This window comes from Saccharothrix lopnurensis (assembly GCF_042658445.1).
GTDB lineage: Bacteria > Actinomycetota > Actinomycetes > Mycobacteriales > Pseudonocardiaceae > Actinosynnema > Actinosynnema lopnurensis.
In genome coordinates, this window is sequence record NZ_JBHSQO010000014.1 from 155,156 (window position 1) to 180,322 (window position 25,167).

General features: G+C 74.2%; 19 protein-coding genes. 13 read left to right on the forward strand and 6 right to left on the reverse strand.

The genetic code is table 11. The annotated features are described in order from the left end of the window. Positions 1-109: 109 nt before the first annotated feature. The 5 genes from ACFP3R_RS16645 to ACFP3R_RS16665 all read right to left on the reverse strand — a co-directional run bounded on the left by ACFP3R_RS16645 (position 110) and on the right by ACFP3R_RS16665 (position 7,359). A complete protein-coding gene (locus ACFP3R_RS16645; protein WP_380637109.1) occupies positions 110-1,927 on the reverse strand; it encodes an ArnT family glycosyltransferase in 1,818 nt (605 codons plus the stop codon). Then, positions 1,924-3,234, reverse strand: a complete 1,311-nt coding sequence (locus ACFP3R_RS16650) for a bifunctional glycosyltransferase family 2/GtrA family protein (RefSeq protein WP_465269993.1) — start codon at positions 3,232-3,234, stop codon at positions 1,924-1,926. The genes ACFP3R_RS16645 and ACFP3R_RS16650 overlap by 4 nt, the downstream gene beginning before the upstream one ends. Beyond that, positions 3,231-5,063, reverse strand: coding sequence for an ArnT family glycosyltransferase (locus ACFP3R_RS16655; protein WP_380637111.1), 1,833 nt, complete (start codon positions 5,061-5,063; stop codon positions 3,231-3,233). The genes ACFP3R_RS16650 and ACFP3R_RS16655 overlap by 4 nt, the downstream gene beginning before the upstream one ends. A gap of 141 nt (positions 5,064-5,204) precedes the next feature. Continuing rightward, complete coding sequence (locus ACFP3R_RS16660) at positions 5,205-6,641, reverse strand: sensor histidine kinase (RefSeq protein ID WP_380637112.1); 1,437 nt, start codon at positions 6,639-6,641, stop codon at positions 5,205-5,207. After that, positions 6,619-7,359, reverse strand: a complete 741-nt coding sequence (locus ACFP3R_RS16665) for a response regulator transcription factor (protein ID WP_380637113.1) — start codon at positions 7,357-7,359, stop codon at positions 6,619-6,621. Before ACFP3R_RS16665 ends, ACFP3R_RS16660 begins: the two co-directional genes overlap by 23 nt. A 158-nt stretch (positions 7,360-7,517) precedes the next feature. Between ACFP3R_RS16665 and ACFP3R_RS16670 the strand changes: the two genes are divergently transcribed. From ACFP3R_RS16670 to mug, 4 genes are read left to right on the forward strand one after another with little or no spacing between them, the layout of a single operon-like run. Continuing rightward, complete coding sequence (locus ACFP3R_RS16670; protein ID WP_380637114.1) at positions 7,518-8,063, forward strand: hypothetical protein; 546 nt, start codon at positions 7,518-7,520, stop codon at positions 8,061-8,063. 10 nt (positions 8,064-8,073) lie between these two features. Further along, a complete protein-coding gene (locus tag ACFP3R_RS16675) occupies positions 8,074-8,778 on the forward strand; it encodes a copper resistance CopC family protein (RefSeq protein WP_380637115.1) in 705 nt (234 codons plus the stop codon). Positions 8,779-8,824: 46 nt separating this feature from the next. Beyond that, positions 8,825-10,627: a bifunctional metallophosphatase/5'-nucleotidase gene (locus ACFP3R_RS16680; RefSeq protein WP_380637116.1), complete on the forward strand. Its 1,803-nt coding sequence runs from the start codon at positions 8,825-8,827 to the stop codon at positions 10,625-10,627. Next, a complete protein-coding gene (gene mug, locus ACFP3R_RS16685) occupies positions 10,624-11,133 on the forward strand; it encodes a G/U mismatch-specific DNA glycosylase (protein WP_380637117.1) in 510 nt (169 codons plus the stop codon). The genes ACFP3R_RS16680 and mug overlap by 4 nt, the downstream gene beginning before the upstream one ends. Here mug and ACFP3R_RS16690 read toward each other — a convergent pair. Next, on the reverse strand, positions 11,110-11,922 hold the full coding sequence (locus ACFP3R_RS16690) for a DUF742 domain-containing protein (protein ID WP_380637118.1): 813 nt from the start codon (positions 11,920-11,922) through the stop codon (positions 11,110-11,112). The two genes, mug and ACFP3R_RS16690, sit on opposite strands and share 24 nt — an antisense overlap. Positions 11,923-12,042: 120 nt before the next feature. On the opposite strand from ACFP3R_RS16690, the gene ACFP3R_RS16695 reads away from it, so the two are divergent. From ACFP3R_RS16695 to ACFP3R_RS16735, 9 genes are all read left to right on the forward strand, one after another. Continuing rightward, positions 12,043-12,264: an RNA-binding S4 domain-containing protein gene (locus ACFP3R_RS16695; protein WP_380637119.1), complete on the forward strand. Its 222-nt coding sequence runs from the start codon at positions 12,043-12,045 to the stop codon at positions 12,262-12,264. Positions 12,265-13,002: 738 nt separating this feature from the next. Continuing rightward, a complete protein-coding gene (locus ACFP3R_RS16700) occupies positions 13,003-14,484 on the forward strand; it encodes a sugar transferase (protein WP_380637120.1) in 1,482 nt (493 codons plus the stop codon). Between the two features lies 1 nt (position 14,485). Then, positions 14,486-15,586, forward strand: coding sequence for a Gfo/Idh/MocA family protein (locus ACFP3R_RS16705; RefSeq protein WP_380637121.1), 1,101 nt, complete (start codon positions 14,486-14,488; stop codon positions 15,584-15,586). A gap of 22 nt (positions 15,587-15,608) precedes the next feature. Next, positions 15,609-16,610: an SDR family NAD(P)-dependent oxidoreductase gene (locus ACFP3R_RS16710; protein ID WP_380637122.1), complete on the forward strand. Its 1,002-nt coding sequence runs from the start codon at positions 15,609-15,611 to the stop codon at positions 16,608-16,610. After that, the gene (locus ACFP3R_RS16715; RefSeq protein WP_380637123.1) at positions 16,607-17,749 is read left to right on the forward strand and encodes a DegT/DnrJ/EryC1/StrS family aminotransferase; all 1,143 of its coding nucleotides are present in this window, start codon (positions 16,607-16,609) and stop codon (positions 17,747-17,749) included. Before ACFP3R_RS16710 ends, ACFP3R_RS16715 begins: the two co-directional genes overlap by 4 nt. 243 nt (positions 17,750-17,992) lie before the next feature. Continuing rightward, positions 17,993-22,840, forward strand: a complete 4,848-nt coding sequence (locus ACFP3R_RS16720) for a DUF4082 domain-containing protein (RefSeq protein WP_380637124.1) — start codon at positions 17,993-17,995, stop codon at positions 22,838-22,840. Continuing rightward, complete coding sequence (locus ACFP3R_RS16725) at positions 22,837-23,511, forward strand: NeuD/PglB/VioB family sugar acetyltransferase (protein WP_380637125.1); 675 nt, start codon at positions 22,837-22,839, stop codon at positions 23,509-23,511. The genes ACFP3R_RS16720 and ACFP3R_RS16725 overlap by 4 nt, the downstream gene beginning before the upstream one ends. Beyond that, a complete protein-coding gene (locus ACFP3R_RS16730) occupies positions 23,511-24,602 on the forward strand; it encodes a DegT/DnrJ/EryC1/StrS family aminotransferase (RefSeq protein ID WP_380637144.1) in 1,092 nt (363 codons plus the stop codon). The genes ACFP3R_RS16725 and ACFP3R_RS16730 overlap by 1 nt, the downstream gene beginning before the upstream one ends. Then, entirely contained in the window at positions 24,599-25,159 is a 561-nt protein-coding gene (locus tag ACFP3R_RS16735; RefSeq protein WP_380637126.1) for an acyltransferase, read from the forward strand. The genes ACFP3R_RS16730 and ACFP3R_RS16735 overlap by 4 nt, the downstream gene beginning before the upstream one ends. The last annotated feature ends 8 nt before the right edge of the window (positions 25,160-25,167 follow it).

The window sequence follows — 25,167 nt, forward strand, 5'->3', positions numbered from 1 at the left end:
CGGCTGGCCCCGCTGTCCAGCCTGCCAGCCCCGCCGGCCAGCCAGCCCGGCGGCTGGCCAACCAGCCCGGCCAACCCCAGCCCGGCGAGCCGCCTCCGCCCCGCGACGGCTAACCCAGCGGGTAGACCGTAGACCCGCCCACGTCGACCGCCTCGAAGTTGGCCGCCACCCACTCGGAGATCTCCCCGCCCCCACCCCGGCCACCCGGACCAGGTCCCTCGCCGACGAAGTAGCCGACCCGCCCCTCGGCGACGTAGCGCTGGAACTCCTCCAGCGTGGGCGCGGGGTCGCCGCCGCTCCAGCCGCCGATGCCGATGACCGACCTGCCGGAGGCCAGGGCCAGCCCCGCGGCGCTCTGCGCGCTGAGCGTGGCGGCGGCCCACGTGCGGTCGGTGCCCTTGAGCAGGTCGACCAGCTCGGCGGAGACCCCGCCGGCGATCTCGTCGCCCCCACCGGGACCGCCGCCCGCCCCCGCGTACGCCGCGGGCCCGGACAGGGGGATGGACCCGCTGTGCGGGGTGGCGGCGGTGGCGAACCCGAACGCGGCCGAGGACAGCACCGCGGTGAGCGCGGCGAGGGCCGCGACCCGGCGCACGCCCATCACGACCGCCGTGGCCACCGGCACGGTCAGCGCGAGCACCACCCAGCGGAGGGCGGGCGCCCAGTCGGGGTGGCGGGCGAGCAGCGCGAAGCCCCAGAACCCGGCGGCGGCCACCACGAGCGCGAGCGCCACGCGCGCCGGCAGGTGCCGACGACCCCGCCACAGCTCGCGCCCGGCGATGGCGACGAGCGCGGCGACGCCCGGTGCCACGGCGACCGTGTAGTACGGGTGGGTGATGCCGCTCATGAAGCTGAACACGACCCCGTTGACCAGCACCCACAGGCCCCAGAGCACCAGCGCGGCGCGGGTGCGGTCGGTGCGCGGCGCGCGGCGGGTGAACCACAGCCCGGCCACCAGCCCGATCAGCGCGGCGGGCAGCAGCCACGAGATCTCGCCGCCCATGCTCGCCCCGAACAGCCGGTCGGCGCCGGTGCGGCCGCCGAAGCCGATGTTGCCGTTGCCCGTGCCACCACCCACACCACCCGCACCGCCGCCGCCACCGAAGATGCGGCCCAGGCCGTTGTAGCCCAGCGCCAGCTCCCACAGCGAGTCGTTGGAGGAGCCGCCGATGTAGGGGCGCGACCCCGCCGGCCACAGCTCGACCAGCAGGACGAACCACCCCGCCGACCCGACCACCGCGAGCCCCGCGCCCAGCAGGTGCAGGAACCTCCGGCCCGGGGAGGTCGGCGCGGCCAGCAGGTAGGCCGCGGTGAACGCGGGCAGCACCAGCAGCGCCTGGCCCATCTTGGCCAGGAACGCGAACCCGACCGCCACGCCGGCCAGCGCCAGCCACCGACCGGAGGCCGTCTCCAGCGCCCGCACCGTGCAGTAGGCCCCGGCGACCAGGAGCAGCACCAGCAGCGCGTCGGGCAGGTTGAACCGGAACACCAGCACGGCCACCGGGGTCACCGCGAGCGCCGCGCCCGCCAGCAGCCCGGCTACCGGGCCGGAGGTCCGCTTCACGGTGGCGTGCAGCAGCCACACCGCCAGCACGCCCTCGATCGCCTGCGGCGCGAGCGCGGTCCAGCTGGAGAAGCCGAAGACCCGCGCGAACAGCCCGCTGACCCACAGCGCGGCCGGCGGCTTGTCGACGGTGATCACGCCACCCGCGTCCGAGCCGCCGAACAGCCAGGCGGTCCAGCTCCGCGCGCCCGCCTGGGTGGCGGCGGCGTAGTAGCTGTTGCCCCAGCCGGAGGCGGTGAGGTCCCACAGGTACAGCACCGCGGTGCCGGCCAGCAGCACGACCAGCGCGGGGGTGGTCCAGCCCCGGTCCGGGGTCGGCGCGTCGTGCGCCGCCGGGGCGGGTGCGCTCAGGGTCGCGGTCATCGGGTGGTCTCCAGGGTTCGGGTGTCGGTGTTCTCGGGGACGACGTCCGCGTGCGCGCCGGTCCCGGCGGGCGGGCGCAGGCGGAAGACCCAGTTGCGCAGCAGGAGGAACCGCAGCACGGTGGCCGGCAGGTTGGCCACCACGACGGCGGCCAGCTCGGCGTGACCGCCGGGCGGAGCGATCCGGTGCGCCAGCGCGAGCGCGCCGCTGGTCAGCCCGAGGCCCAGGGCGAGGACGAGCAGCCCCTCGAACTGGTGCCGCCCCGCGTGCCGCCTCCCGCGCACGCCGAAGGTGAACCGGCGGTTCGCCGCGGTGTTGCCGATCGCGGTGACCAGCAGCGCCACCAGGTTCGCGCCCTGCGCGCCCACCCCGCCGCGCAGCAGCACGAACAGCAGCAGGTAGGCCAGGGTGCTGACCACGCCGATCGCGCTGAACCGCACCAGCTGCCGCACCAGCCCCGCGGGGACGCCGGGCGCGTGCGGCTCCAGCGGTCGCCTGCCCAGTTGGGCGCTCAGCTCGCCGACGGGGATGCGCCCGGTCGCCAGGCCGCGCATCACCCGGGCCACGCCCCGCAGGTCGGCCACCGCGGTGGGGACGATGTCCACCCGGCTGTCGGGGTCGTCGACCCAGTCCACCGGGACCTCGTGGATGCGCGCGCCCGCGCGTTCGGCCAGCACCAGCAGCTCGGTGTCGAAGAACCAGCCGGTGTCCTCCACGTGCGGCAGCAGCCGGCGCGCCACGTCGGCGCGGATGGCCTTGAACCCGCACTGGGCGTCGGTGAAGCGGGCGGCGAGCGTGCCGCGCAGGATCAGGTTGTAGCAGCGGGAGACGAACTCCCGCTTGGGCCCGCGCACGACCCGCGCGCCGCGGGCGAGCCGGCTGCCGATCGCCAGGTCGGAGTGGCCGGAGACCAGCGCCGCCACCAGCGGCGCCAGCGCGGCCAGGTCGGTGGACAGGTCGACGTCCATGTAGGCCAGCACCGCGGCGTCCGAAGTGGACCAGACGGCCTTGAGCGCGCGGCCCCGGCCCTTGTGCGGCAGGTGCACGGCCGTCACGCCGGGCAGCTCGCGGGCCAGCGCGTCGGCGACCTCGGCGGTCCGGTCGGTGCTCGCGTTGTCCGCGATGGTGATCCGGAAGGTGTAGGGGAAGCCGCGGACGAGGTCGGCGTGCAGCCTGCGCACGCACGGCGCGAGGTCGCGTTCCTCGTCGTGCACGGGGACCACCACGTCGAGGACCGTGGTCGTCGGGAACGTCGCGGGTGTCATGGGCCCACCGTCGCGGGACGGGCTGGGCGCTTCGTGTGTCATGCCTGTGCCCCGGCTGTGAGGTCGTAGACGGCCACGCCGTCCACGGTGGTGGCGGTGAAGTTCTCCTCGACCCACTCGGCGATCCGCTCGGACGCGTCGCTGCCGCTCTCGGCGGGCATCCCCGCGCCGCCGAGGAAGTAGTGGACCTGGCCCTCGGCCACGAGCCGCCGGAACTCCTCCGGCGTCGGCGCGGGATCGGTGCCGTTGAACCCGCCGACGGCCATCACCGGCTTCCCGCTGCCGAGCTGGAACCCGGCCGCGTTGTTGGACCCCACCGCCGCCGCGGCCCACGTGGAGCCGTCGCTGTCGCGCAGCAGCGCCACCAGTTCCTCGCCGGGCTCACCGGCGTTCAGCAGGCCACCGGGCCCGCCCTTGCCGCCGACGCGCGAGAGGAACGTCCCGCCGCCGGTCCGGGCCGGTCCCGCGCTGGGGATCGCGCCGGAGTGCGGGGTGGCGGCCGTGGCCACCGAGTAGGCGCCGGGCCCGAGCAGCGCGGCGACCAGCGCGACCGGCACGACCACCGCGGCGGGCGCGACCGCGGCCAGGAACAGGCCCACCGCGGCCACCAGGCCGAGCACCAGCACCACCGAGGCGAGCGGCACGGACCAGTCCCGCAGCAGGAGGTGGCACTGGAGCGCCGACACGGCCGCCGCGCCCGACAGCGCCGCCGCGGCGACCGGTTCCCGCCGCTCGCGCCACAGGGCGACCGCGCCGATCCCGACCAGCCCGCCGACGGCCGGCGCCAGGGCCACCGTGTAGTAGGCGTGGATGATCCCGTTCATCGAGCTGAACACCGCGGCGGTGACCACGAGCCAGCCACCCCACAGCGCCAGCCCGACCCGCTCGGCCCGGCCCTGTCCGGTCGGCCCCCGCCCGGCGCGGTCCTGCCCGGCTTGGCCCTGCCCGATCCCGCCCCGCCCGGCCGCCCACCAGCCCGCGACGAGCAGCACCACCGCGGTCGGCAGCAGCCAGGCGATCTGGTCGCCCATCTCCGCGCCCAGCAGCCTGCTCCACCCGGTGGCGCCCCAACCGCCACCACCGCCGACGCTGCCGACCTCCTCCCCGGTCAGCCGGCCCAGACCGTTGTAGCCCAGCGCGAGTTCGAGCACGCTGTTCTCCTGCGAGCCGCCGATGTGGGGCCGGAAGTCGGCGGGCACCAGCTCGACGACCAGCACCCACCAGCCGCCCGCGACCACCACCGCACCCAGCGCGGCGACCAGGTGCCCGACCTTCCGGCCGAGCCCGGCGGGCGCGAACGCCAGGTACACCAGGCCGAAGGCGGGCAGCACCAGGAACGCCTGGAGCATCTTGGCCAGGAACGCGAAGCCCACCGCCGCGCCCGCCAGGACCAGCCACCGGGGCGAGGCGGTCTCGGTGGCCCGCACCACGCAGTACGCCCCGGCCACGAGCAGCAGCACCAGCAGCGCGTCGGGGTTGTTGAACCGGAACATCAGCACCGCGACCGGCGTCAGCGCCAGCACCGCGCCCGCGATCAGCCCGGCCGCCTCACCGGCCGTGCGGCGCACCGCGGCGTGGAGCAGCGCCACGCTCGCCACGCCCATCAGCGCCTGGGGGACCAGGATGCTCCACGCGTCGACCCCGAACAGCCGGGCCGACAGTCCCATGACCCACGTCGCCGCCGGCGTCTTGTCGACGGTGATGGCGCCCGCGGCGTCGGTGGCGCCGAAGAACCACGCGTGCCAGCTCTCCGCCCCGGCCTGGGCGGCGGCGGAGTAGTAGGCGTTGGCCCACCCGGAATCGCCCAGGCGCCACAGGTACAGCACCGCCGTCCCGACCGACAACAGCAACAGGGGTAGTCGCGCTCGCATGGGCCGAGCGTGTCCGGCCGGCCTGGGTGGTCCTTGTGGCCGCGCTGTGAGCCGGCTGTGCGCGTCGCGGCACCCGCGTCGGTAACGCCTTCGCCTTCGCCGGCGGCAGTGCCGGCACCAGCACCAGCACCAGCACCGGCGTCAGCGCGGCAACCGGACCGTGAACGTGGTCCGGCCCGGCCGGCTCGTCACCCGCACGTCGCCCCCGTGCGCCGCCACCACGGCGGCCACGATCGACAGCCCCAGCCCGGTGCTGCCCGCCGCCCGCGAGCGGGACGTGTCGCCGCGCGCGAACCGCTCGAACACCTCGCCCTGCGCCTCCTGCGGGATGCCGGGCCCGTCGTCGGTGACCGCCACCTCCACCGCGCCGCCGCCGGTGGACAGCGACGTCACCACCGTGGTCCCGGGCGGGGTGTGCACGCGGGCGTTGGACAGCAGGTTCGCCAGCACCTGGTGCAGCTTGTGCTCGTCCCCGGTGACCAGCACCGCCTCCGGCGGCAGCCGCAGCCGCCACTCGTGGTCGGGGCCCGCGATCCGCGCGTCGGCGGCGGTGTCCACCACCAGCCGCGACAGGTCGACCGGCTCGCGGCCCAGCGGCCGGCCCGCGTCCAGCCGCGCGAGCAGCAGCAGGTCCTCCACCAGCGAGGTCATCCGCACCGCCTCGGACTCCACCCGCCGCATGGCGTGCCCGACCTGCGGCGGCACCTCGTCGGTGCTGCGGCGGGTCAGCTCGGCGTACCCGCGGATCGCGGCCAGGGGCGTGCGCAGCTCGTGGCTCGCGTCGGCGACGAACTGCCGGACCCGCGTCTCGCTGGCGTGCCTGGCCTCCAGCGCGCCACCGACGTGGCCGAGCATCCTGTTCAGCGCCAGGGCGACCTTGCCGACCTCCGTGCCGGGGTTGGTGTCCTGCTCGGGCACCCGCTCGGCCAGCGCCACCTCACCCTGGTGCAGCGGCAGCTCCGCCACGCGGGCGGCGGTGTCGGCGACCCGGTCCAGCGGCCGCAGCGCGCGGCGCACCACGAACGTCCCGGCCAGGCTCACCGCCAGCAGCCCGGCCAGCGACACCCCGCCCAGGATCAGGCCCAGCCGCCACACCGTGCTGTTCACGCCGTCCAGCGACAGGCCGGTGAACACCACCTCGCCCGTCCGCGCGGGGGTGGCGACCACCCGGAACTCGCCGAGGTCCCCGCCCAGGTCCACGGTGCGCGGCGCGGCGCCCGTGCCCGAGGCCACCAGCGCGCTCACGTCGGCGGGCAGGTCCTCGGCCTCGGCGCTGTCGTCGAGCCGCACGCCCGCGGGCGCGCGGCCCGGGTCGAGCACGACCAGCAGCGTGCCGGTGCCGACCCCCGGGCCGGTCAGCGGGTCGTCGGGGCGCTTGCCCGGCGGTGGCGGCAGCGCGCGGGTGACGCGGTCGGCGGTGCGGCCGAGCTCCTCGTCCAGCTTGTCGGTCAGGAAGTCGCGCAGCGCGAACCCGCTCACCACGCCGATGACCGCGCACACCACGGCGAGCAGGGCCAGCTGCCCCACGACCAGCCGCGTGCGCAGCGACCACGCCCTAGGGCGCAGGTTTGAGGACATAGCCCGCGCCCCGCATGGTGTGGATCATCGGCGGCCGGCCCGCGTCGATCTTCTTGCGCAGGTAGGAGATGTAGAGCTCGACGATGTTGGCCTGGCCGCCGAAGTCGTAGCTCCACACCCGGTCCAGGATCTGCGCCTTGGACAGCACCCTGCGGGGGTTGCGCATCAGGTACCGCAGCAGCTCGAACTCGGTCGCGGTCAGGTCGACCGACGTGCCCCCGCGGCGCACCTCGCGCGTCTCCTCGTCCAGCACCAGGTCGCCCACCACCAGCTCGGTGCCCGCGGTCGCCCCGGTGACGCCGGTGCGGCGCAGCAGGCCGCGCAGCCTGAGCACGACCTCCTCCAGGCTGAACGGCTTGGTGACGTAGTCGTCGCCACCCGCGGTGAGCCCGGCGATGCGGTCCTCCACGGCGTCCTTGGCGGTCAGGAACAGCACCGGCAGGCCGGGCGCGTCGGCGCGCAGCCGGCGCAGCACCTCCAGGCCGTCGAAGTCGGGGAGCATGACGTCCAGCACGACCACGTCCGGGTGGAACCCGCGCGCCACGCGCACGGCGGACGTGCCGTCCAGCGCGGTGCGCACCTCCCACCGCTCCATCCGCAGCGCCATGCACATCAGCTCGGCGAGGGTGGACTCGTCGTCCACCACCAGGACGCGCACGGGACTGCCGTCCGGGCGGCGGAGTTCGGGGGACGGCCCTGCTGCGGACACTGAGCGCATGCTCCCATCGTGTGCGCGGCCCTTGAGCCCCTGCTGTGCCGGTCCTGTGTACCACCTGTGAACCACCGCCGGGGCTGCCGAGGCACGGCGGCCGACGCACAGCGGCCGCCCAAGGACCGCACAGCCCACGCACAGGCGGGCCCGCGACCGTGGTCGCCATGAGCACCGAACCCGAGAACCCGACCTGGGGGGACCCGCCGCCGCAGGCCGCCCCCGGTCCCGGCTGGAACGGCCGCCGGACCCTCGTCGCGATCGCCGTCGCCGTGGGCATCGCCGCGGCCGGCGGTGGCGTCATCTACGCCGCCGGCAACTCCGAGGCCGCCCGGCAGGGCCTGGGCGGACCGCGCGGCTACGGCGTGAAGGGCGGTCCCGGCGGCCTGGTGGTGATGGGCGGCCCGTTCGGGGACGCGCAGCACGGCGAGTTCCAGAACGGCGAGGTCACCGAGGTCTCCGACGCCTCCATCACGGTCAAGAGCCCCGACGGCTACACCACGACCTACCGGGTGGACGAGGACACCCGGGTCAACGGCGGCCAGGGCGACCTGGCCGACATCGACACCGGCGACACCGTCACCGTCGTGGCCTCCGGCGCCACCGCCGACGCCGTGCTGGAGGGCAATGCCGTGCGGGGCGACGGCGGCGGCAGGCAGCAGTCCGGCGACCGGCCGCCGGCGGACGGGCGGGGAACGCCCCCGACCCGGTAGAACTACCGGTATGAAGCGACTGGCGCTCTCGGCGCTGCTGGCCGTGCTGGCCCTGGTCGGGGTCGCGTCCCCGGCGTTCGCCCACACCGAGCTGATCTCCAGCGACCCGGCCGACGGGGCGACCCTGGCCCAGCGGCCCCAGCAGCTGACGCTGACGTTCAGCGAGCCGGTGCCCGCGGAGAGCGCCGGCATCACCGTGACCGGCCCGGACGGCGCGGCGTGGCCGCTGGGCGAGATCAGCGCCCGGGGCTCCAGCCTGGTCGTGCCCCTGAAGGCGAGCGGCTCGCCCGCCGGGCAGCACGCGCTGGCCTGGCGGGTCGAGTCCCTCGACGGCGACTTCGTGGACGGCGTGATCACCTTCACCCTGCCCGCGCCGGCCACCGGGCAGGCCCCGACCACCAAGGCCGGGACCCCGCCCACCGAGGCCCCTCCGGTCACCACGACGGAGGCCGCCACCAGCAGCGCGGCGGCGACCACCACCACCGCGACCACGGCGGCCACCACGTCGTCCGCCGTCGCCACCGCCACCGCCGCGGAGGAGGACGGCGGCGGGGTGCCGGTGTGGGTGTGGGTGCTGGCCGCGGTCGCGCTGGCGGCCGTCGGCGTGGCGGTCGCGCTGGGCCGCCGCCGCTCCGCCGCGGCCGACGACGGGGCGTCCACCGGGGCGACCGACGGGGCCGCGACCACCGCCGACCGCGCCGACGACGCCGGTTGAGGGTTTTCCGGTCGAGCGGTCAACCGTCAATGGCTACGGTCACCCCATGACCGGATCCCCCCTGCACCGCCGCGCCCTCCTCGCGGGCGGTGCCGCGACCGTGCTCGCCGCGACCGGTTTCCACTCGACGGCGCACGCCGCCCCGGACGACCGGACCGCCGGCGCGCGCCGGTTCACGCTGACCGTGCTCGGCACCACCGACCTGCACGGCAACGTCTTCAACTGGGACTACTTCGCCGACCGCGAGTTCGACGACAGCGCCCACAACGACATCGGCCTGGCGAAGCTGTCCACCCTGGTCAAGGCGATCCGCCGGGAGCGCGGCGCGCACCGCACCCTGCTCGTCGACGCGGGCGACACCATCCAGGGCACCCCGCTGGCCTACTACTACGCCAAGGTGGAGCCCATCGGCCGCCGCAAGGCGCACCCGATGGCCACCGCCATGAACGAGCTGGGCTACGACGCCGCGGCCCTGGGCAACCACGAGTTCAACTACGGCATCCCCCTGCTGCGCGAGTTCGAGAAGCAGCTCGACTTCCCGCTGCTGGCCGCCAACGCGGTCGACTCGGCCACCGGCCGGCCCGCGTTCCGCCCCTACGTGGTCAAGACCGTGTGGCGCACCGGCTCCGCGCCGCTGCGGGTGGGCGTCCTCGGCCTGACCAACCCGGGCATCGCCATCTGGGACAAGGCGCACGTCGAGGGGAGGATGACCTTCCCGGGCGTGCTGGAGCAGGCGCGCCACTGGGTGCCGAGGGTCCGCGCCGCGGGGGCCGACCTGGTCGTCGTCGCCGCGCACTCGGGCGCGGACCTGTCCTCCTCGCTGGGCGACCTGCTGCCGTTCCCGGAGAACTGCTCGGCGCTGGTCGCCGAGGAGGTGCCCGGCATCGACGCGATCCTGGTCGGCCACGCGCACACCGAGATCGCGCAGCGGTTCGTCACCAACCGGGACACCGGGCGGCAGGTCCTGCTGACCGAGCCCCTGTTCTGGGGCAAGCGGCTCAGCGTGATGGAGTTCGACCTGGAGTGGACGCCCCGGCGGGGCTGGCAGCCGACCGCGTCCCGCTCCCGGGTGCTCGACACCACCACCTCGGCCGAGGACCCGGTGATCGTCCGCAAGCTGCGCGACGACCACGAGCGCGTGGTGGCCTACGTGAACTCGAGGATCGGCACGTCCCGGGCCGCGATGTCCGCCGCGACCGCCCGGTACGAGGACACCGCCGTGCTGGACCTCGTCAACCGCGTGCAGGGCGAGGCGCTCAAGGCGGGCCTGGCCGAGGCGCTGCCGGTGCTGTCGCTGGCCTCGCCGTTCAACAAGGCCGCGGCGATCCCGACGGGCGAGGTGTCGGTGCGCGACGTGGCCGGCCTCTACGTCTACGACAACACCCTGCTCGGCGTGCGGCTCACCGGCGCGCAGCTCAAGGACTACCTGGAGCGCTCGGCGGGCTACTTCAAGGCGGTGGGCACGGCCGGACCGCACCAGCCGGACGCGCTGACCAACGCCAACGGCACGCCCGACTACCTCTACGACGTGGCCGCCGGCCTGGACGCGCCGCTGACCTACGACATCGACCTGGCCCGACCGGTCGGGCAGCGGGTGGTGGGCCTGGCCTACGACGGCGCGCCCGTGGCGCCCGACCAGGCGTTCGCGGTGGCGGTGAACAACTACCGGCAGTCCGGCGGCGGCAACTTCCCGCACGTGGCCACCGCCCCGGTGCTGCACAACCAGCAGTTGGAGATCCGGCAGCTGATCATCGAGTGGGTGCGGGAGCACGGCGAGATCGACCCGGCCGCGTTCTCCTCCACGGACTGGCGGCTCGTCGTCGACGGTGTCCCGGTGGTGGTGGCGTGACGCTGTCCGACGTGCTGAAGCCGGGGTTGGACGTGCTGTTCTGCGGGATCAACCCCGGTCTGGTGTCCGCGTCCCGGGGGCAGCACTTCGCCCGGCCGGGCAACCGGTTCTGGCCCGCGCTGCACCTGTCCGGGTTCACCCCGCGCCGGTTCGACCCGTCCGAGCAGGACGAGCTGCTCGACCTCGGGCTGGGCATCACCAACCTGGTGGCGCGGCCGAGCGCGCGGGCCGACGAGCTGACCGCCGAGGAGCTGCGGGCGGGCGGCGAGCGGCTGACCGAGGTGGCGCGGGAGCACCGGCCGAGGTTCGTGGCGGTGGTGGGCGTGACGGCCTACCGGACGGCGTTCGGGCGCAAGGCGGCCAAGGTGGGGCCGCAGCCCGAACTCATCGCGTCGTCGCGGCTGTGGCTGCTGCCGAACCCGAGCGGGCTCAACGCGCACTACCGGCCGGCCGACCTGGCGGAGTTGTTCGGCGAGCTGCGGTCAGAGGTCGCGCAGACCGGCTAACACCCGTTCGAGCAGCGTCAGGTCGGGTCCGCCGGGCGCGGCGGCGTTGTGGTGCGCCGCCACCACGCCCATGCCGATCAGGTCGCCGACGAGCACCCGGGCCACGCCCAGCGGCACCGCCAGCAGTGCGGAGACCTCCGCGACCGACCGCGGTCCGGTCGCGCACATCTCGACGATCGAGCGCTGCTCGGAGGTGCTGTCGCGCAGGGCGGTCGTGATGCCGCCGCCCTCCAGCGAGAGCAGCGTCTCCAGCCGCAGGTCGTAGGCGGCGGACGTGCGACCGCCCGTCCACGCGTAGGGGCGCACCAGCGGCCCGGAGAACTCCTCGACCACCGGCTCCGGTTCGGGCTCGTGGCCGGCCGGCACCACCGGCCACGTGTCGCTCCCGGGGTCGGGCAACGGGACGGTCCCGGCCCACCGCTCCGCCTCCGATCCGCCGGCAGTAGGCTCCCGATGGCGCTCCCTCCCCGTCCCGCCGGCGGCGGGCTGCTCCCCTTCCACCCCGCCGGCAGGAGGCTCCGGACGACGCTCCTCGGGCTCGTCCTTCTCCTCCAGGCTGCGGCGCAGGGCGGCGGAGCCGAACCGGGCGCCCGTGGCGCCCACCTCGCCGCGCAGGGACCGGCGCCGCCTGACCGGCTTCGGCTGTTCGGGTGGTTGTTCCTCCCACCCGCGGCGAAGCGCCTGCGAGCCGAACCGCGCGCCGGTCGCGCCGACCTCGCCGCGCGGCGACCGACGGCGCCCGCGCTCCGCGCCGCCGGTGGGCTCCGGCTCCGACCTGCCTGTGCTCACATCTCGGGAACCTAGACGCCGGCGCGTCCGGCTGATGTCGATCGTGTTTCGAGTCCGTGCAATCCTCGTTAACCAGGTGCCCGTGCGTCCGCACGTGCACCCGTGCGCGATGATGGGCCGGTGCGGATCCGCGAGGTGGAGATCACCGACGACATGATCAGGTTGGGCCAGTTCCTCAAGCTGGCCGGCCTGGCGGACAACGGCGCCCACGCCCGTGAGCTGGTCGAGGCCGAAGAGGTGATGGTCAACGGCCGCCCCGAGACCCGCCGCGGCGCCCAGCTCAAGCACGGCGACGTCGTGGCCGTGGGCCCCGAGAAGGCCCGCCTGGTCACCGCCCGCTGACCCATCCGTGAACGACCGCTCACCCTCCCGAACGCTCAACTCGGGGGTCGCGGAGGTACGACTCGCCGGGCCCGGACGTACGACTCGCCGGGGTGTCCGCGAGTCGTACGTTCGCGACCCCCGTGTCGTACGTTCAGGACCCCCGAGTTGAGCGTTCGGGACAGCGGGGATTGTTCCGGAGAAGTGGTGTTGGTCACCCCTGTCCGGCCGAGTGGGCGGAATTGGTTCACGGCGGTCACCTGAAGTGCCGGTCCCGTTGCGCCGAATAGCTGCTTCCACTCTGTGAAAGGGTGACCCCGGTCCGCCGCGGTGCGGGTTCGCGGGTGGCGCGTCCAGTCCTTTTTCCGCTACTTTCCGCACCTGTCCGATCCGTGCGGGAGAACCCCTGTAACGCGGTGCGGGCGCACAGCGATGGTCCTGGTCCGCCACGTCAAAGGCCACTGTGGACGCCTGCGGACGCCTGTCGCCCGGTGTCGGCGCGGGTTTTTCCGCCCCGTCGGGGGCGGTGACCTGAAGTCACCCGGTGAACCTCCTGGGTGTGCGCCGTGTGCCGCACCGATGAATCAGCATCCGGTCCACCTTCACCGCGTGTGTAACGCGCGACCGGCGTGTGACGAATGACGGTTCGCGAGGCTGAAAAACGCCGACCGCACATTTGCTGCACACCACACGCGGGTCCGTCGGGGATGCCCTGCGAAAGATGCACGTCCGTACCGGCTCAACCGGGGGAGCACCACGATGAGCGAGCAGGTCCAGCACGCGAGGCACAGACCCGTCACCCGGGTCCGGGTCACGCGCCGCACCACGCACCCGACCGTCAGCGGCTGGGAACCCGCCTACCGCTACGGCGTGATCGCCGCCGACGTCCTGTGCACCGTCCTGGTCGTCGTGCTCGCGGGCGCCGTGCTCCAGGCCCGGCACGCCTCCTTCGGGCCGCTGCCGATGCTCGCCCTGGAGGCGGTCACCGTCGCGGTGGTCCTCGGCTCGCTGTTCCTCAACCGGGTCTGGAACCCCATGGTGCTCGGCCAGGGCGCGGAGGAGTTCCGCCGCCTGGGCCGCGGCCTGTTCGGCTCCGTCGTCGCGCTGGGCCTGGGCGCCCTCGCCGCGGGGCTGCCCGGCGCCCGCCTGTGGGTCTTCGTCGTCGGACCGGCCGTCGCGCTGGTCGCGTTCCCGGTCCGCTACGCCCTGCGCCGACCGCTGCACCGGGCCCGCGGCGAGGGCCGCTGCCTGCTGCCGGTGCTGGCCGCGGGCAACGTCGACACCGTCGCCGACCTGATCTCCCGCACCCGCCGCGCCCCGCACCTGGGCTGGCGCGTGGACGCGGTGTGCACCGTCGACGGCCGCGCCGAGATCGGCGTGGAGCTGGAGGGCATCCCGGTCGTGGGCCGCTTCGGCGAGCTGGCCGAGCAGGTGCGCCGCGGCGGCTACCGGATCGTCGCGGTCACGCCCGACGCCTACTGGACGCCCCGCCGGCTCCAGCAGCTGGCCTGGGACCTGGAGGGCACCGGCACCGAGATGGTCGTCGCGCCAGCCCTGATGGACTTCGCCGGTCCCCGCCTGCACGTCACCGGCGTGCTGGGGATGCCGCTGCTGCGGGTGAGCGAGCCGTCGTTCACCGGCTTCCGCCGCGTGGTCAAGGCGACCGTGGACAAGGTCGGCTCGACCCTGCTGCTGGCCCTGCTCAGCCCGGTGCTGCTGGCGGTCGCGGTGGCGATCATGATCGACACCAGGGGGCCGGTGCTCTACAAGCAGCGCCGCGTCGGCAAGGGCGGCGCGACGTTCACCATCCTGAAGTTCCGCACCATGGTCACCGACGCCGACGCGCTGCGCGCGAAGCTCCAGCAGCTCAACGAGGGCGCGGGCGTGCTGTTCAAGATGAAGCACGACCCCCGGGTCACCGCGGTGGGCCGCTTCCTGCGCCGCTACTCCCTCGACGAGCTGCCGCAGCTGCTCAACGTGCTCACCGGCGCGATGTCGCTGGTCGGCCCGAGGCCGCCGCTGCCCGAGGAGAGCGCCAAGTACGGGCCGGACATGCGCCGCCGGCTGCTGGTGAAGCCGGGGCTGACCGGCCTGTGGCAGGTCTCCGGCCGCAGCGACCTGTCCTGGGAGGAGTCCGTGCGGCTCGACCTGCGCTACGTCGAGGACTGGTCGCTGGCCCTGGACGCGCTGATCCTCTGGAAGACCTTCCGCGCCGTGTTCGGCGGGCAGGGGGCGTACTGAGATGACCACCCGGAGCGCCGGCGAGGGCCGCGAGAGGGAGAACGAGATGGACCAGCCGATCGGCATCGCCGTGGTCGGCGCCGGCTACTGGGGTCCGAACCTGGTGCGCAACGCCCAGGCCACCCCCGGGCTCACGCTGCGCTACCTGTGCGACCTGGACACCGAGCGCGCCCGCCGCGTGCTGGGCGACTACTCGACGGTCCGGGTGTCCGGCTCGCTCGACGACGTGCTGGCCGACCCGGCGGTCGACGCGGTCGCCATCGCCACCCCGGCCGCCACCCACCTGCCGGTCGCCCTGGCCGCCCTGCGCGCCGGCAAGCACGTGCTGGTGGAGAAGCCGCTGGCGGCCACCTACGCGGACGGCCTGGAGCTGGTGCGCGAGGCCGAGGACCGCGGCCTGACCCTCATGCTGGACCACACCTTCGTCTACACGCCGACCGTGCAGCACCTGCGGCACCTGGTGCGCGGCGGCGAGCTGGGCACCGTGCAGTACCTCGACTCGGTGCGCATCAACCTCGGCCTCGTGCAGCGGGACGTGGACGTGTTCTGGGACCTCGCGCCCCACGACCTGTCGATCTTCGACGCGATCCTGCCCGACGGCGTGCGCGTCGCCCGGGTCTCCGCGCACGGCTCGGACCCGATCGGCGCGGGCCGCGCCTGCGTCGGCCACCTGACCCTGGAGCTGTCCGACGGCGTGCTGGCCCACGTGCATGTGAACTGGCTGTCCCCGACCAAGATCCGCACCATGGTCGTCGGCGGCTCCCGCCGCACGGTCGTCTGGGACGACCTCAACGCGGTGCAGCGCCTGTCCGTGCACGACCGGGGCGCCGACCGCATCGAGGACGACGAGGACCGCCGCCAGGCGATCATCTCCTACCGCCGAGGCGACACCGTGGCCCCGGCGCTGCCGGAGCGGGAGGCGCTGCGCGGCATGATGGCGGAGTTCGCCGCCTCGATCGCCGAGAAGCGCGCCCCGCTGACCGACGGCTGGTCGGGCCTGCGGGTCCTGGCCACCCTCGAAGCCGCCTCCGCGAGCCTGGCCGCCGGCGGCGCGTTCGTCACCGTCGACCACACCACCCCCACCCGCCTCGTCACCGCGTAAGCACCACCGGAAGGACAGCACCATGTCGGAAGCGGCTCAGCCGATCAGCGGGCAGCGCGCCCTCGTCACCGGAGGGGCGGGCACCATCGGCTCCGCGGTGGTCGACCAGTTGCTCGCCGCCGGCGCCGCCGAGGTGGTGGTGCTGGACAACTTCGTGCGCGGGCGCAGGGAGAACCTGGCCGACGCGACCGCCGCGGCGGGCGACCGGCTCACCGTCGTCGAGGGCGACATCAACGACCGCGGGCTGCTCGCCGAGCTGTCGAAGGGCACCGACCTGGTGTTCCACCTCGCGGCCCTCCGCATCACCCAGTGCGCCGAGGAACCGAGGCTGGCGCTGGAGTGCCTGGTCGACGGCACCTTCACGGTCGTCGAGGTCGCCGCCGCGGCGGGCGTGAAGAAGGTCGTCGCCTCGTCGTCGGCGTCGGTCTACGGCCTGGCCGAGACCTTCCCGACCACCGAGCGCCACCACCCGTACAACAACGACACGTTCTACGGCGCGGCCAAGGCGTTCAACGAGTCGATGCTGCGCAGCTTCAAGGCCATGTACGACCTGGACTACGTGGCGCTGCGCTACTTCAACGTCTACGGCCCCCGCATGGACGCCCACGGCAAGTACACCGAGGTGCTCATCCGCTGGATGGAGCGCATCGCCGCGGGGGAGTCGCCGCTGATCTTCGGCGACGGCGCGCAGACCATGGACTTCGTCCACGTGCACGACATCGCCCGCGCGAACGTCCTGGCGGCCAGGGCCCCGGTCACCGACCAGGTCTACAACATCGCCAGCGCCGAGGAGACCAGCCTCAGGGAGCTGGCCCTGGCGCTGCTGACCGCGATGGACTCGGAACTGCCGCTGGAGCACGGCCCCGAGCGCAAGGTCAACGGCGTCACCCGCCGCCTGGCCGACATCTCCGCCGCGGCCCGCGACCTCGGCTGGAAGCCCGAGATCGGCCTGGTGGACGGGTTGCGCGGACTGGTCGAGTGGTGGGTCGCCCTGGGCGACGACGCCGCCGAGGCGGTCCGGTGATCCCCGTCATGAAGCCCTGGCTGGGCGAGGAGGAGGCGCGGGCGGCCTCCGCCGCCGTGCTGTCCGGCTGGGTCGCGCAGGGCCCGAAGGTGGCCGCGTTCGAGGACGCCTTCGCGCGTCGCGTCGCCGCCCTGCACGCGGTGGCGCTGTCCTCGTGCACCACCGCGCTGCACGTGGCGCTGCACCTGCTCGACATCGGCCCGGACGACGAGGTCGTGGTGCCGTCGCTGTCGTTCATCGCCACCGCCAACGCGGTCCGCTACTGCGGCGCCACGCCGGTGTTCGCCGACGTGGAGCCGGAGACCGGCAACCTGTCCGCGGCGACCGTCGAGCAGGTGCTCACCGAGCGCACCAGGGCGGTGGTCCTGGTGCACCAGGCCGGTGTGCCGGCCGACGTGGAGCAGGTGCGCGCGCTGTGCCGGCCGCGCGGCATCACCGTGGTCGAGGACGCGGCCTGCGCCGCCGGGTCGACCTACCGCGGCGTGCCGGTCGGCGCGGACGCGGAGCTGGCCGCCTGGTCGTTCCACCCGCGCAAGCTGATCACCACCGGCGAGGGCGGGATGCTCACCACGGACCGCGAGCAGTGGGCGGTGCGGGGCAGGCGGCTGCGCGAGCACGGCATGAGCGTCAGCGCGGCGGAGCGGCACAGCGGCGGCGGCGCGGTCGTGGAGAGCTACCTGGAGACCGCGTTCAACTACCGGATGACCGACATCCAGGCCGCGGTGGGCCTGGTGCAGCTGGGGAAGCTGGACGCGATCGTGCGGCGCCGGCGCGAGCTGGCGGCGCGCTACCACGAGTTGCTGGCCGACGTGCCGGGCCTGCGCCTGGTCGGCGACCCCGAGCACGGCACGACCAACTACCAGTCGTTCTGGGTCGTGCTCCCCGAGGACGCCCCGGTGTCGCGCAACGACGTCCTGGCCCGGCTCTCCGCGCGCGGCGTGTCGGCGCGGCGCGGGATCATGGCCTCCCACCTGGAGCCCGCCTACGCGGGTCACCCGCACGTCGACCTGCCGGTGACCGAGGTGTTCACCCGCCGGTCGCTGATCCTCCCGCTCTACCACGACCTGGGCGAAGCCGACCAGCTCACCGTGGTCGACGAGTTCAAGGCGGCGCTGGACCTGCCCCTGGTGTCGCGCTAGCGCCACCGGAAGGACCTCCTCCCACCCGCGGGCGGCCTGCCGCCCGCGGGTGGGGCGCGCCGTGTGCCGACTACTTCCCGTGACCGCGCGCCGGGTGATCGGCAAGCGGCGGAATCCCCCTTGTGCCGGGCTGTAACGCGAGGCGGCACGGCCACGACGATCGGAGCAACAGCGTTGCGCCGGTCGGTGCAGTGTCCAGGTAGTGACTCGCAGTAGTCCTCAGCTCTGTCCGAGAGGTGACCCATGACCGCCCTCCCGTCGCGGGCGAGACCCGCGCTCGCGGTTGACCTGCTGAGGCTGCTGGTGGTGACCGCCCTGGCGGCCTCCCTCCTGGTCGTCGTCGGCGTGTTCCGCGCCCCCGAGGCGGCGGCCGCCCCCTGCACCGCGCCGGTGGTCAACAAGGTCGCGTGCGAGAACGACCGGCAGGGCACCCCGGACTGGCAGGTCGCCTACCGGGACCAGTCGATCCTCGGGTTCACCACGGACATCAGCGCCACCCCCGGCGGCCGCGTCGACTTCAAGATGCTGACCAGCGCGCCCTCCTACTACCTCGACATCTACCGGCTCGGCTGGTACGGCGGCGTCGGCGCGCACTTCAAGCAGCGCATCACCCGCGCCACCCCGCAGAACCAGGACCCCTGCTGGCGCGGCACCGACGGCAGCGCGCTCATCGACTGCGGCAACTGGAACGTGTCGCTGAGCTGGAACGTGCCCGCGGACGCGGTCTCGGGCCTGTACTACGCGCGGGCGCACCGCAACGACACCGGCGCGGAGAACGAGATCGTGTTCGTCGTCCGCGACGACACCAGCACCTCGAAGGTCCTGTTCCAGACGTCGGACTCCACCTGGGTGGCCTACAACCGCTACGGCGGCAACAGCCTGTACTTCGGCGACGGTCCGGGGCAGGGCGGCCAGGCGTACAAGGTGAGCTACAACCGCCCCTACACCGGCGGCGACGGCGACGACAACTTCATCTTCAACGCCGAATACCCGATGCTGCGGTTCCTGGAGCGCAACGGCTACGACCTGAGCTACACCACCGACGTGGACTCGGCGCGCCGCGGGCACCTGATCAGGAACCACCGGGTGTTCATGGCGGTGGGCCACGACGAGTACTGGTCCAACGAGCAGCGCGCGAACGTGGAGGCGGCCCGCGCGGCGGGGGTGCACCTGGCGTTCCTGACCGGCAACGAGATCTTCTGGAAGACCCGCTGGGAACCCTCCATCGACGACACCCGCACGGCCTGGCGGACCATCGCCAGCTACAAGGAGACCAAGGGCACCCAGAGCGACGGGCTGCCCGACTGGACCGGCACCTGGCGCGACCCGCGCTACCCCGAGCAGGACGGCGGCCGTCCCGAGAACGCGTTGCTGGGCAACATCTTCACCGTCAACGGCCGCCGCGACGACTCGCTCCAGGTGCCCGCCGCCTACGGCAAGATGCGGCTGTGGCGGCACACCGACCTCCAGAACATGGCCGCCGGCTCCACCTACACGTTCCAGCCCGGCACCCTCGGCTACGAGTGGAACACGGTCGAGGACAACGGTTTCCAGCCGCCGGGCGTGGCGCAGCTGTCCCGCACCACGGTCGACATGCCCGAGGGCCCGTACGTGCTCCAGAACCACGGCGACCACTACACCCCCGACACCAAGACCCACGCCATCACCTACTACCGGCACCCGAGCGGGTCGCTGGTGTTCGGCGCGGGCACCGTGCAGTGGGCGTGGGGCGTGGACGACGACCACGCCTTCCTGACCAACACCCCCACCTCCGACGTCCGGATGCAGCAGGCCACGGTCAACTTCCTGGCCGACATGGGCGTGGCCGCGACGACCCTCCAGACCGGCCTCGTGCAGGCGACCGCGAGCACCGACGGCGCCGCGCCGACGGTCGCGTTCACCAGCGTCCCGCCGGTGTCGGCGGTCGGCGCCCCCTACACCTTCGGCGGCTCGGTCACCGACACCGGCGGCGGGCGCGTCGCCGGCGTCGAGGTGTCCACCGACGGCGGCACCCGCTGGCACCCCGCGAACTGGCGGGCCGGCCAGGGCACGTGGACCCACACCTACACCCCGGGCACCTCCGGCCCGGCGAGCCTGCGGGTGCGCGCGGTGGACGACTCGGTGAACCTGTCCACCCCGGTGGTCGCCACGCCGGGCGTGAGCGCCCGCACCTGCCCGTGCGGGCTGTGGACCGACGCCGACACCCCCGCCGAGGTCGACAGCGGCGACCCGTCGCCGCTGGAGCTGGGCGTGAAGTGGCGCGCCGCCGGCGACGGCTACGTGCGCGGCGTCCGGTTCTACAAGGGCTCCGCCAACACCGGCACGCACACCGGCTCGCTGTGGTCGGCCGCCGGCGACCAGCTGGCCACCGGCACGTTCGTCAACGAGACCGCGAGCGGCTGGCAGACCCTGGTCTTCGCGCAGCCGGTCCGGGTCTTCGCGGGCACCACCTACGTGGTGTCGTACTTCGCCCCCAAGGGCCGCTACTCCTACGACCTGGAGTACTTCCTGCAACAGCGGCGCACCCTGGAGCCGCTCACCGGCCTGAAGAACGGCGAGAGCGGCCCCAACGGCCTGTTCCGCTTCGGCTCGTCCGGCTTCCCGACGCAGTCCCACTGGGGCAGCAACTACTGGGTCGACGTGGTGTGGGCGCCGGACCCCGGCCCCGACCTGCGCGCGCCGCTGCTGACGGCCACCGCGCCGCTGGCCGGCGAGGGCACCGTCCCGCTCACCCCGCCGGTCTCCGGCACCTACGACGAGGTCGTCGCGCCCGGCTCCGCCCAGTTCACGCTGACCGGCCCGAGCGGCGCGGTGTCCGGCTCGACCGCGCTGTCCAACGGCGACCGGACGATCACCCTCACCCCCGCGCAGCCGCTGGCGCCCAACACCTCCTACACGGCGGCGCTGCGCGTGTCGGACGCGGCGGGCAACCAGTCGGTCCGGACGACCTGGTCGTTCACCACCGGCGCGACCAGGCCCGCGGCGTGCCCCTGCACGATCTGGGACGACTTCGCCCGCCCGGCCGTCTACTCGGCCGACGACGCCACCCCGACCGAGGTGGGCACGAAGGTCCGCTTCAACGGCAAGGGCGAGGTGCTGGGCGTCCGCTTCTTCAAGGGCGCGGGCAACACCGGCACCCACACCGGCACCCTGTGGTCCTCCACCGGCCTGCTCCTGGCGACCGGCACCTTCGAGAACGAGAGCGCCAGCGGCTGGCAGCGGCTGATCTTCGCCGGACCCGTCCAGGTGCAGGCGAACACGACCTACGTCGTGTCCTACCACGCGCCCAACGGCCGCTACTCGGTCACGCCGGGCGGGTTCTCCGGCCAGGGCGCGAGCCACGCGGGCCTGCGGGCGCTCGCCGACGGCGTCGACGGGCCCAACGGCGTCTACCACTACGGCCCCGGCGGCGTGGCGCCGGACAAGACCTACAACGAGACCAACTACTGGGTCGACGTCATCTACCGCAACGGCCTCAACGGCGACACCACGCCGCCCACGTCGACCAACCGCTCGCCGGGGGCCGACGCCACCGGCGTGGCGGTGACGGCCCCGCTGACGGCGACGTTCAGCGAGGCGGTCGACCCGGCCTCCGCGCAGGTCGAGCTGAGCGACCCGCGCGGCGCGAAGCTCACCGGCTCGCTGTCGCTGTCCGGCGACCAGAAGACGATCACCTGGACGCCGTCCGGCAAGCTCGTGCCGAACACCGCCTACACGGCGAGCGTGCTGATCGCCGACGCCAACGGCAACCCGCTGCCGAACCCGATCACCTGGTCGTTCACCACCGCGACCACGTCGATCTGCCCGTGCTCGCTGTTCAGCCCCGCCACCGTGCCCACGGTGCGGTCGGCCGGCGACTCCGGCACCTACGAGCTGGGCGTGCGGTTCACGCCCACCTCGGGCGGCCGGATCACCGGCGTGAAGTTCTACAAGGGCCCCGAGAACACCGGCGCGCACACCGGCGCCCTGTGGTCGCCCACCGGGCAGGAGCTGGTCAGGGGCACGTTCCAGAACGAGACCGCGACCGGCTGGCAGACGCTCACCTTCGCCACCCCGGTCTACGTGACGGCGGGCGCCACCTACACCGCCTCGTACACCACGACCACGGGCCGGTACGCCGTGGACGGCGAGTACTTCGACGGCCACCGGGTGGTCTCCGGGCCGCTGACCGCGCCCGCGGCCGCCGACGGCGGCAACGGCGTCTACCGCGTGGGCACGGGCCACCCGACGAACTCCTACGCGGGCGGCAACTACTGGGTCGACGTGGTGTACCTGCCGAACGAGGACAACACCCCGCCGGTGGTCAACGGGCGCACCCCGCTCGACGGCGCCGGCGAGGTCTCGCGCACCGCGCCGCTGACCGCGAGCTTCGACGAGCCGGTGGACCTCGCCTCGGCGCAGTTCACCCTGGTCGACCAGGGCGGCGCGAAGCTCGCGGGCACGCTGTCGCTGTCGGCGAACCAGCAGCAGGTGACGTGGACGCCCGCGGCGCCGCTGGGCGGTGGCACGGCCTACACGGCGAGCCTGCGCATCGCCGACGTCTACGGCAACGCGATGACCGCGCCGACCACCTGGTCGTTCACCACGACCACCGCCGGGAACTGCCCGTGCTCGCTGTTCAGCGCGGCCACCGTGCCCACCGTGGTGTCGGACGAGGCGACCGGACCCCACGAGCTGGGCGTGCGGTTCGTGCCCTCGGCAGACGGCGAGGTCACCGGCGTCCGGTTCTACAAGGGCGCGGGCAACACCGGCACGCACACCGGCACCCTGTGGTCGGCGACCGGGCAGGAGCTGGCGACCGGCACGTTCGTCGACGAGACCGCCACCGGGTGGCAGGCGCTGGTGTTCGACGAACCGGTGCGGGTCGGCGCGGGCACCACGTACGTGGCGTCCTACCACGCGCCCCACGGCGGGTACTCGGTGGACATCGGGTACTTCATGGGCAACTCGGTGACCAGCCCGCCGCTGAGCGCGCCGGCCAGCGCGGAGGGCATGGCGAACGGCCTGTACAAGGGCGACGGGGCGGGCTTCCCGGAGCAGTCCTACGCGGGCAGCAACTACTGGGTCGACGTCGTGTTCACCACCGGATGAGCGCCGTGCGGGTGGGCGCGACCCCGAGGCCCCTGCTGCTCGTGGGCGGCGGCGGACTGGCCCGCGAGGTCCTCGCGGCGGTCCGCCTCCTCCCGGGGCTGTGGCGCCCCGTGGGCGCGCTGGACGACGACCCGGCGCGCCACGGCGCGGACCTGGACGGCCTGCCGGTGCTCGGCGGGTCGGACCTGGTGCACGAGAGGACCGACGCGGCGGTGCTGGTGTGCGTGGCCAACGCGCACCGGCCCCGCGGCCGGCTGGGCGTGGTGGCCCGGCTCGGCCTGCCGGCCGACCGGTACGCGACCCTGGTCCACCCCGCGGCGTCGGTGGCCGCGGGCACGGCGGTGGGACCGGGCTCGGTCCTGCTGGCCGGGGCGGTGGTGACCGCGCCGCTGCGCCTGGGGGCGCACGTGGTCGCCATGCCGCACGTGCTGATCACCCACGACGACGAGGTGGCCGACGGCGCGACGTTCGCCGGCCGCGCGTCCCTGGGCGGGTCGGTGCGCGTCGGGGAGGGCGCCTACCTCGGGCAGGGCTGTGCGGTCCGGGAAGGCGTGTCGATCGGCGCGGGGGCCGTGGTGGGCATGGGCTCGGTGGTGCTCCACGACGTCCCCGCGGGTGAGGTCTGGGCGGGGAACCCCGCCCGACGACTGCGAGAGGGGAACGGTTCGTGATCGACATCCCGCTGGTGGACCTGCGTGCCCAGCACGACCAGGTGGCCGACGAGGTCGCCGAGGGCTGGGCCGAGGTGCTCAAGACCACCGCCTTCATCGGCGGCCGCCAGGTGGCCGCGTTCGAGGAGGAGTTCGCCTCCTACCAGGGCGTCGCGCACTGCGTCGGCGTCGGCAACGGCACCGACGCGATCGAGCTGGCGCTGCGCGCCCTGGAGGTCGGGCCGGGCGACGAGTGCGTGCTGCCCGCCAACACGTTCATCGCCACCGCCGAGGCGGTGGCCCGCGCCGGCGCCACGCCCGTGCTGGTCGACTGCGTGGCCGACACCGGCCTGATCGACCCGTCGCTGGTGCCCGCCGCGCTGTCGCCGCGCACCAGGGCGCTGCTGCCGGTGCACCTGTACGGCCAGGCCGCGCCCGTGGAGGAGCTGCGCGCGTTCGGCGTGCCGATCGTGGAGGACGCGGCGCAGGCGCAGGGCGCGCGGCGGCACGGCGTGGCCGTCGGCGGTCTCGGCGACCTCGCCGCGACCAGCTTCTACCCGGGCAAGAACCTCGGCGCCTACGGCGACGGCGGCGCGGTGCTGACCTCGTCCGAGGAGCTCGCGGGCGCGGTGCGGCTGCTGCGCGAGCACGGGTCGCCGCGCAAGTACGAGCACACCGTGCTGGGCTTCAACAGCCGGCTGGACACGCTCCAGGCCGTGGTGCTGTCGGCGAAGCTGCGCCGGCTGGAGGGCTGGAACGAGGCCCGGCGCGCGGCGGCCGACCGGTACTCGGCGATGCTGGCCGACGTGCCCGGGGTGGTGCCGCCGGTCGTGCTGGAGGGCAACCTGCCGGTGTGGCACCTGTACGTGGTGCGCGTCGCCGAGCGCGACCGGGTCCTCAAGGCGTTGCACGAGGCCGGGATCGGCGCGGGCATCCACTACCCGACCCCGGTGCACCTGACGGGCGCGTTCGAGTCCCTGGGCCACGCGCCGGGCGACTTCCCGGTGGCCGAGGCGGTGGCGGGGGAGATCCTGTCGCTGCCGCTGTTCCCGGAGATCACCCCGGCGCAGCAGGAGCGCGTCGTGGCGGCGCTGGCCGGGGCCGTGCGGTGAGCGGGGTCTTCGTGCACCCGCGCGGGCTGTGCGAGAGCACCGAGGTCGGCGACGGCACGCGCGTGTGGGCGTTCGCGCACGTGCTGCCCGGTGCCCGGGTCGGCCGGGACTGCAACATCTGCGACGGCGCGTTCGTCGAGGGTGGCGCGGTGCTCGGGGACAACGTGACGGTGAAGAACGGCACGCTGGTGTTCGACGGCGTGGTGTGCGAGGACGACGTGTTCCTCGGGCCGAACGTGCTGTTCACCAACGACCTGCGACCGCGCGCGGCGATCAAGCGCGGCGGCGCGGAGCTGCTGGCCACGGTGGTGCGGCGGGGCGCGACGCTCGGCGCGGGCACCGTGGTGGTGTGCGGGGTGGAGGTCGGCGAGCACGCGTTCGCCGGGGCCGGCTCCGTGGTGACGCGGGACGTGCCGGCGCACGCGTTCGTGGCGGGCAACCCGGCGCGGCACAAGGGCTGGGTGTGCGCCTGCGGGCAGCGCCTGGACGCCGTGCTGGAGTGCCCGGACTGCGGCAACCGCTACGCGGAGGGCGACAAGGGCCTGGTGCCGGCCTGATCGGGTGA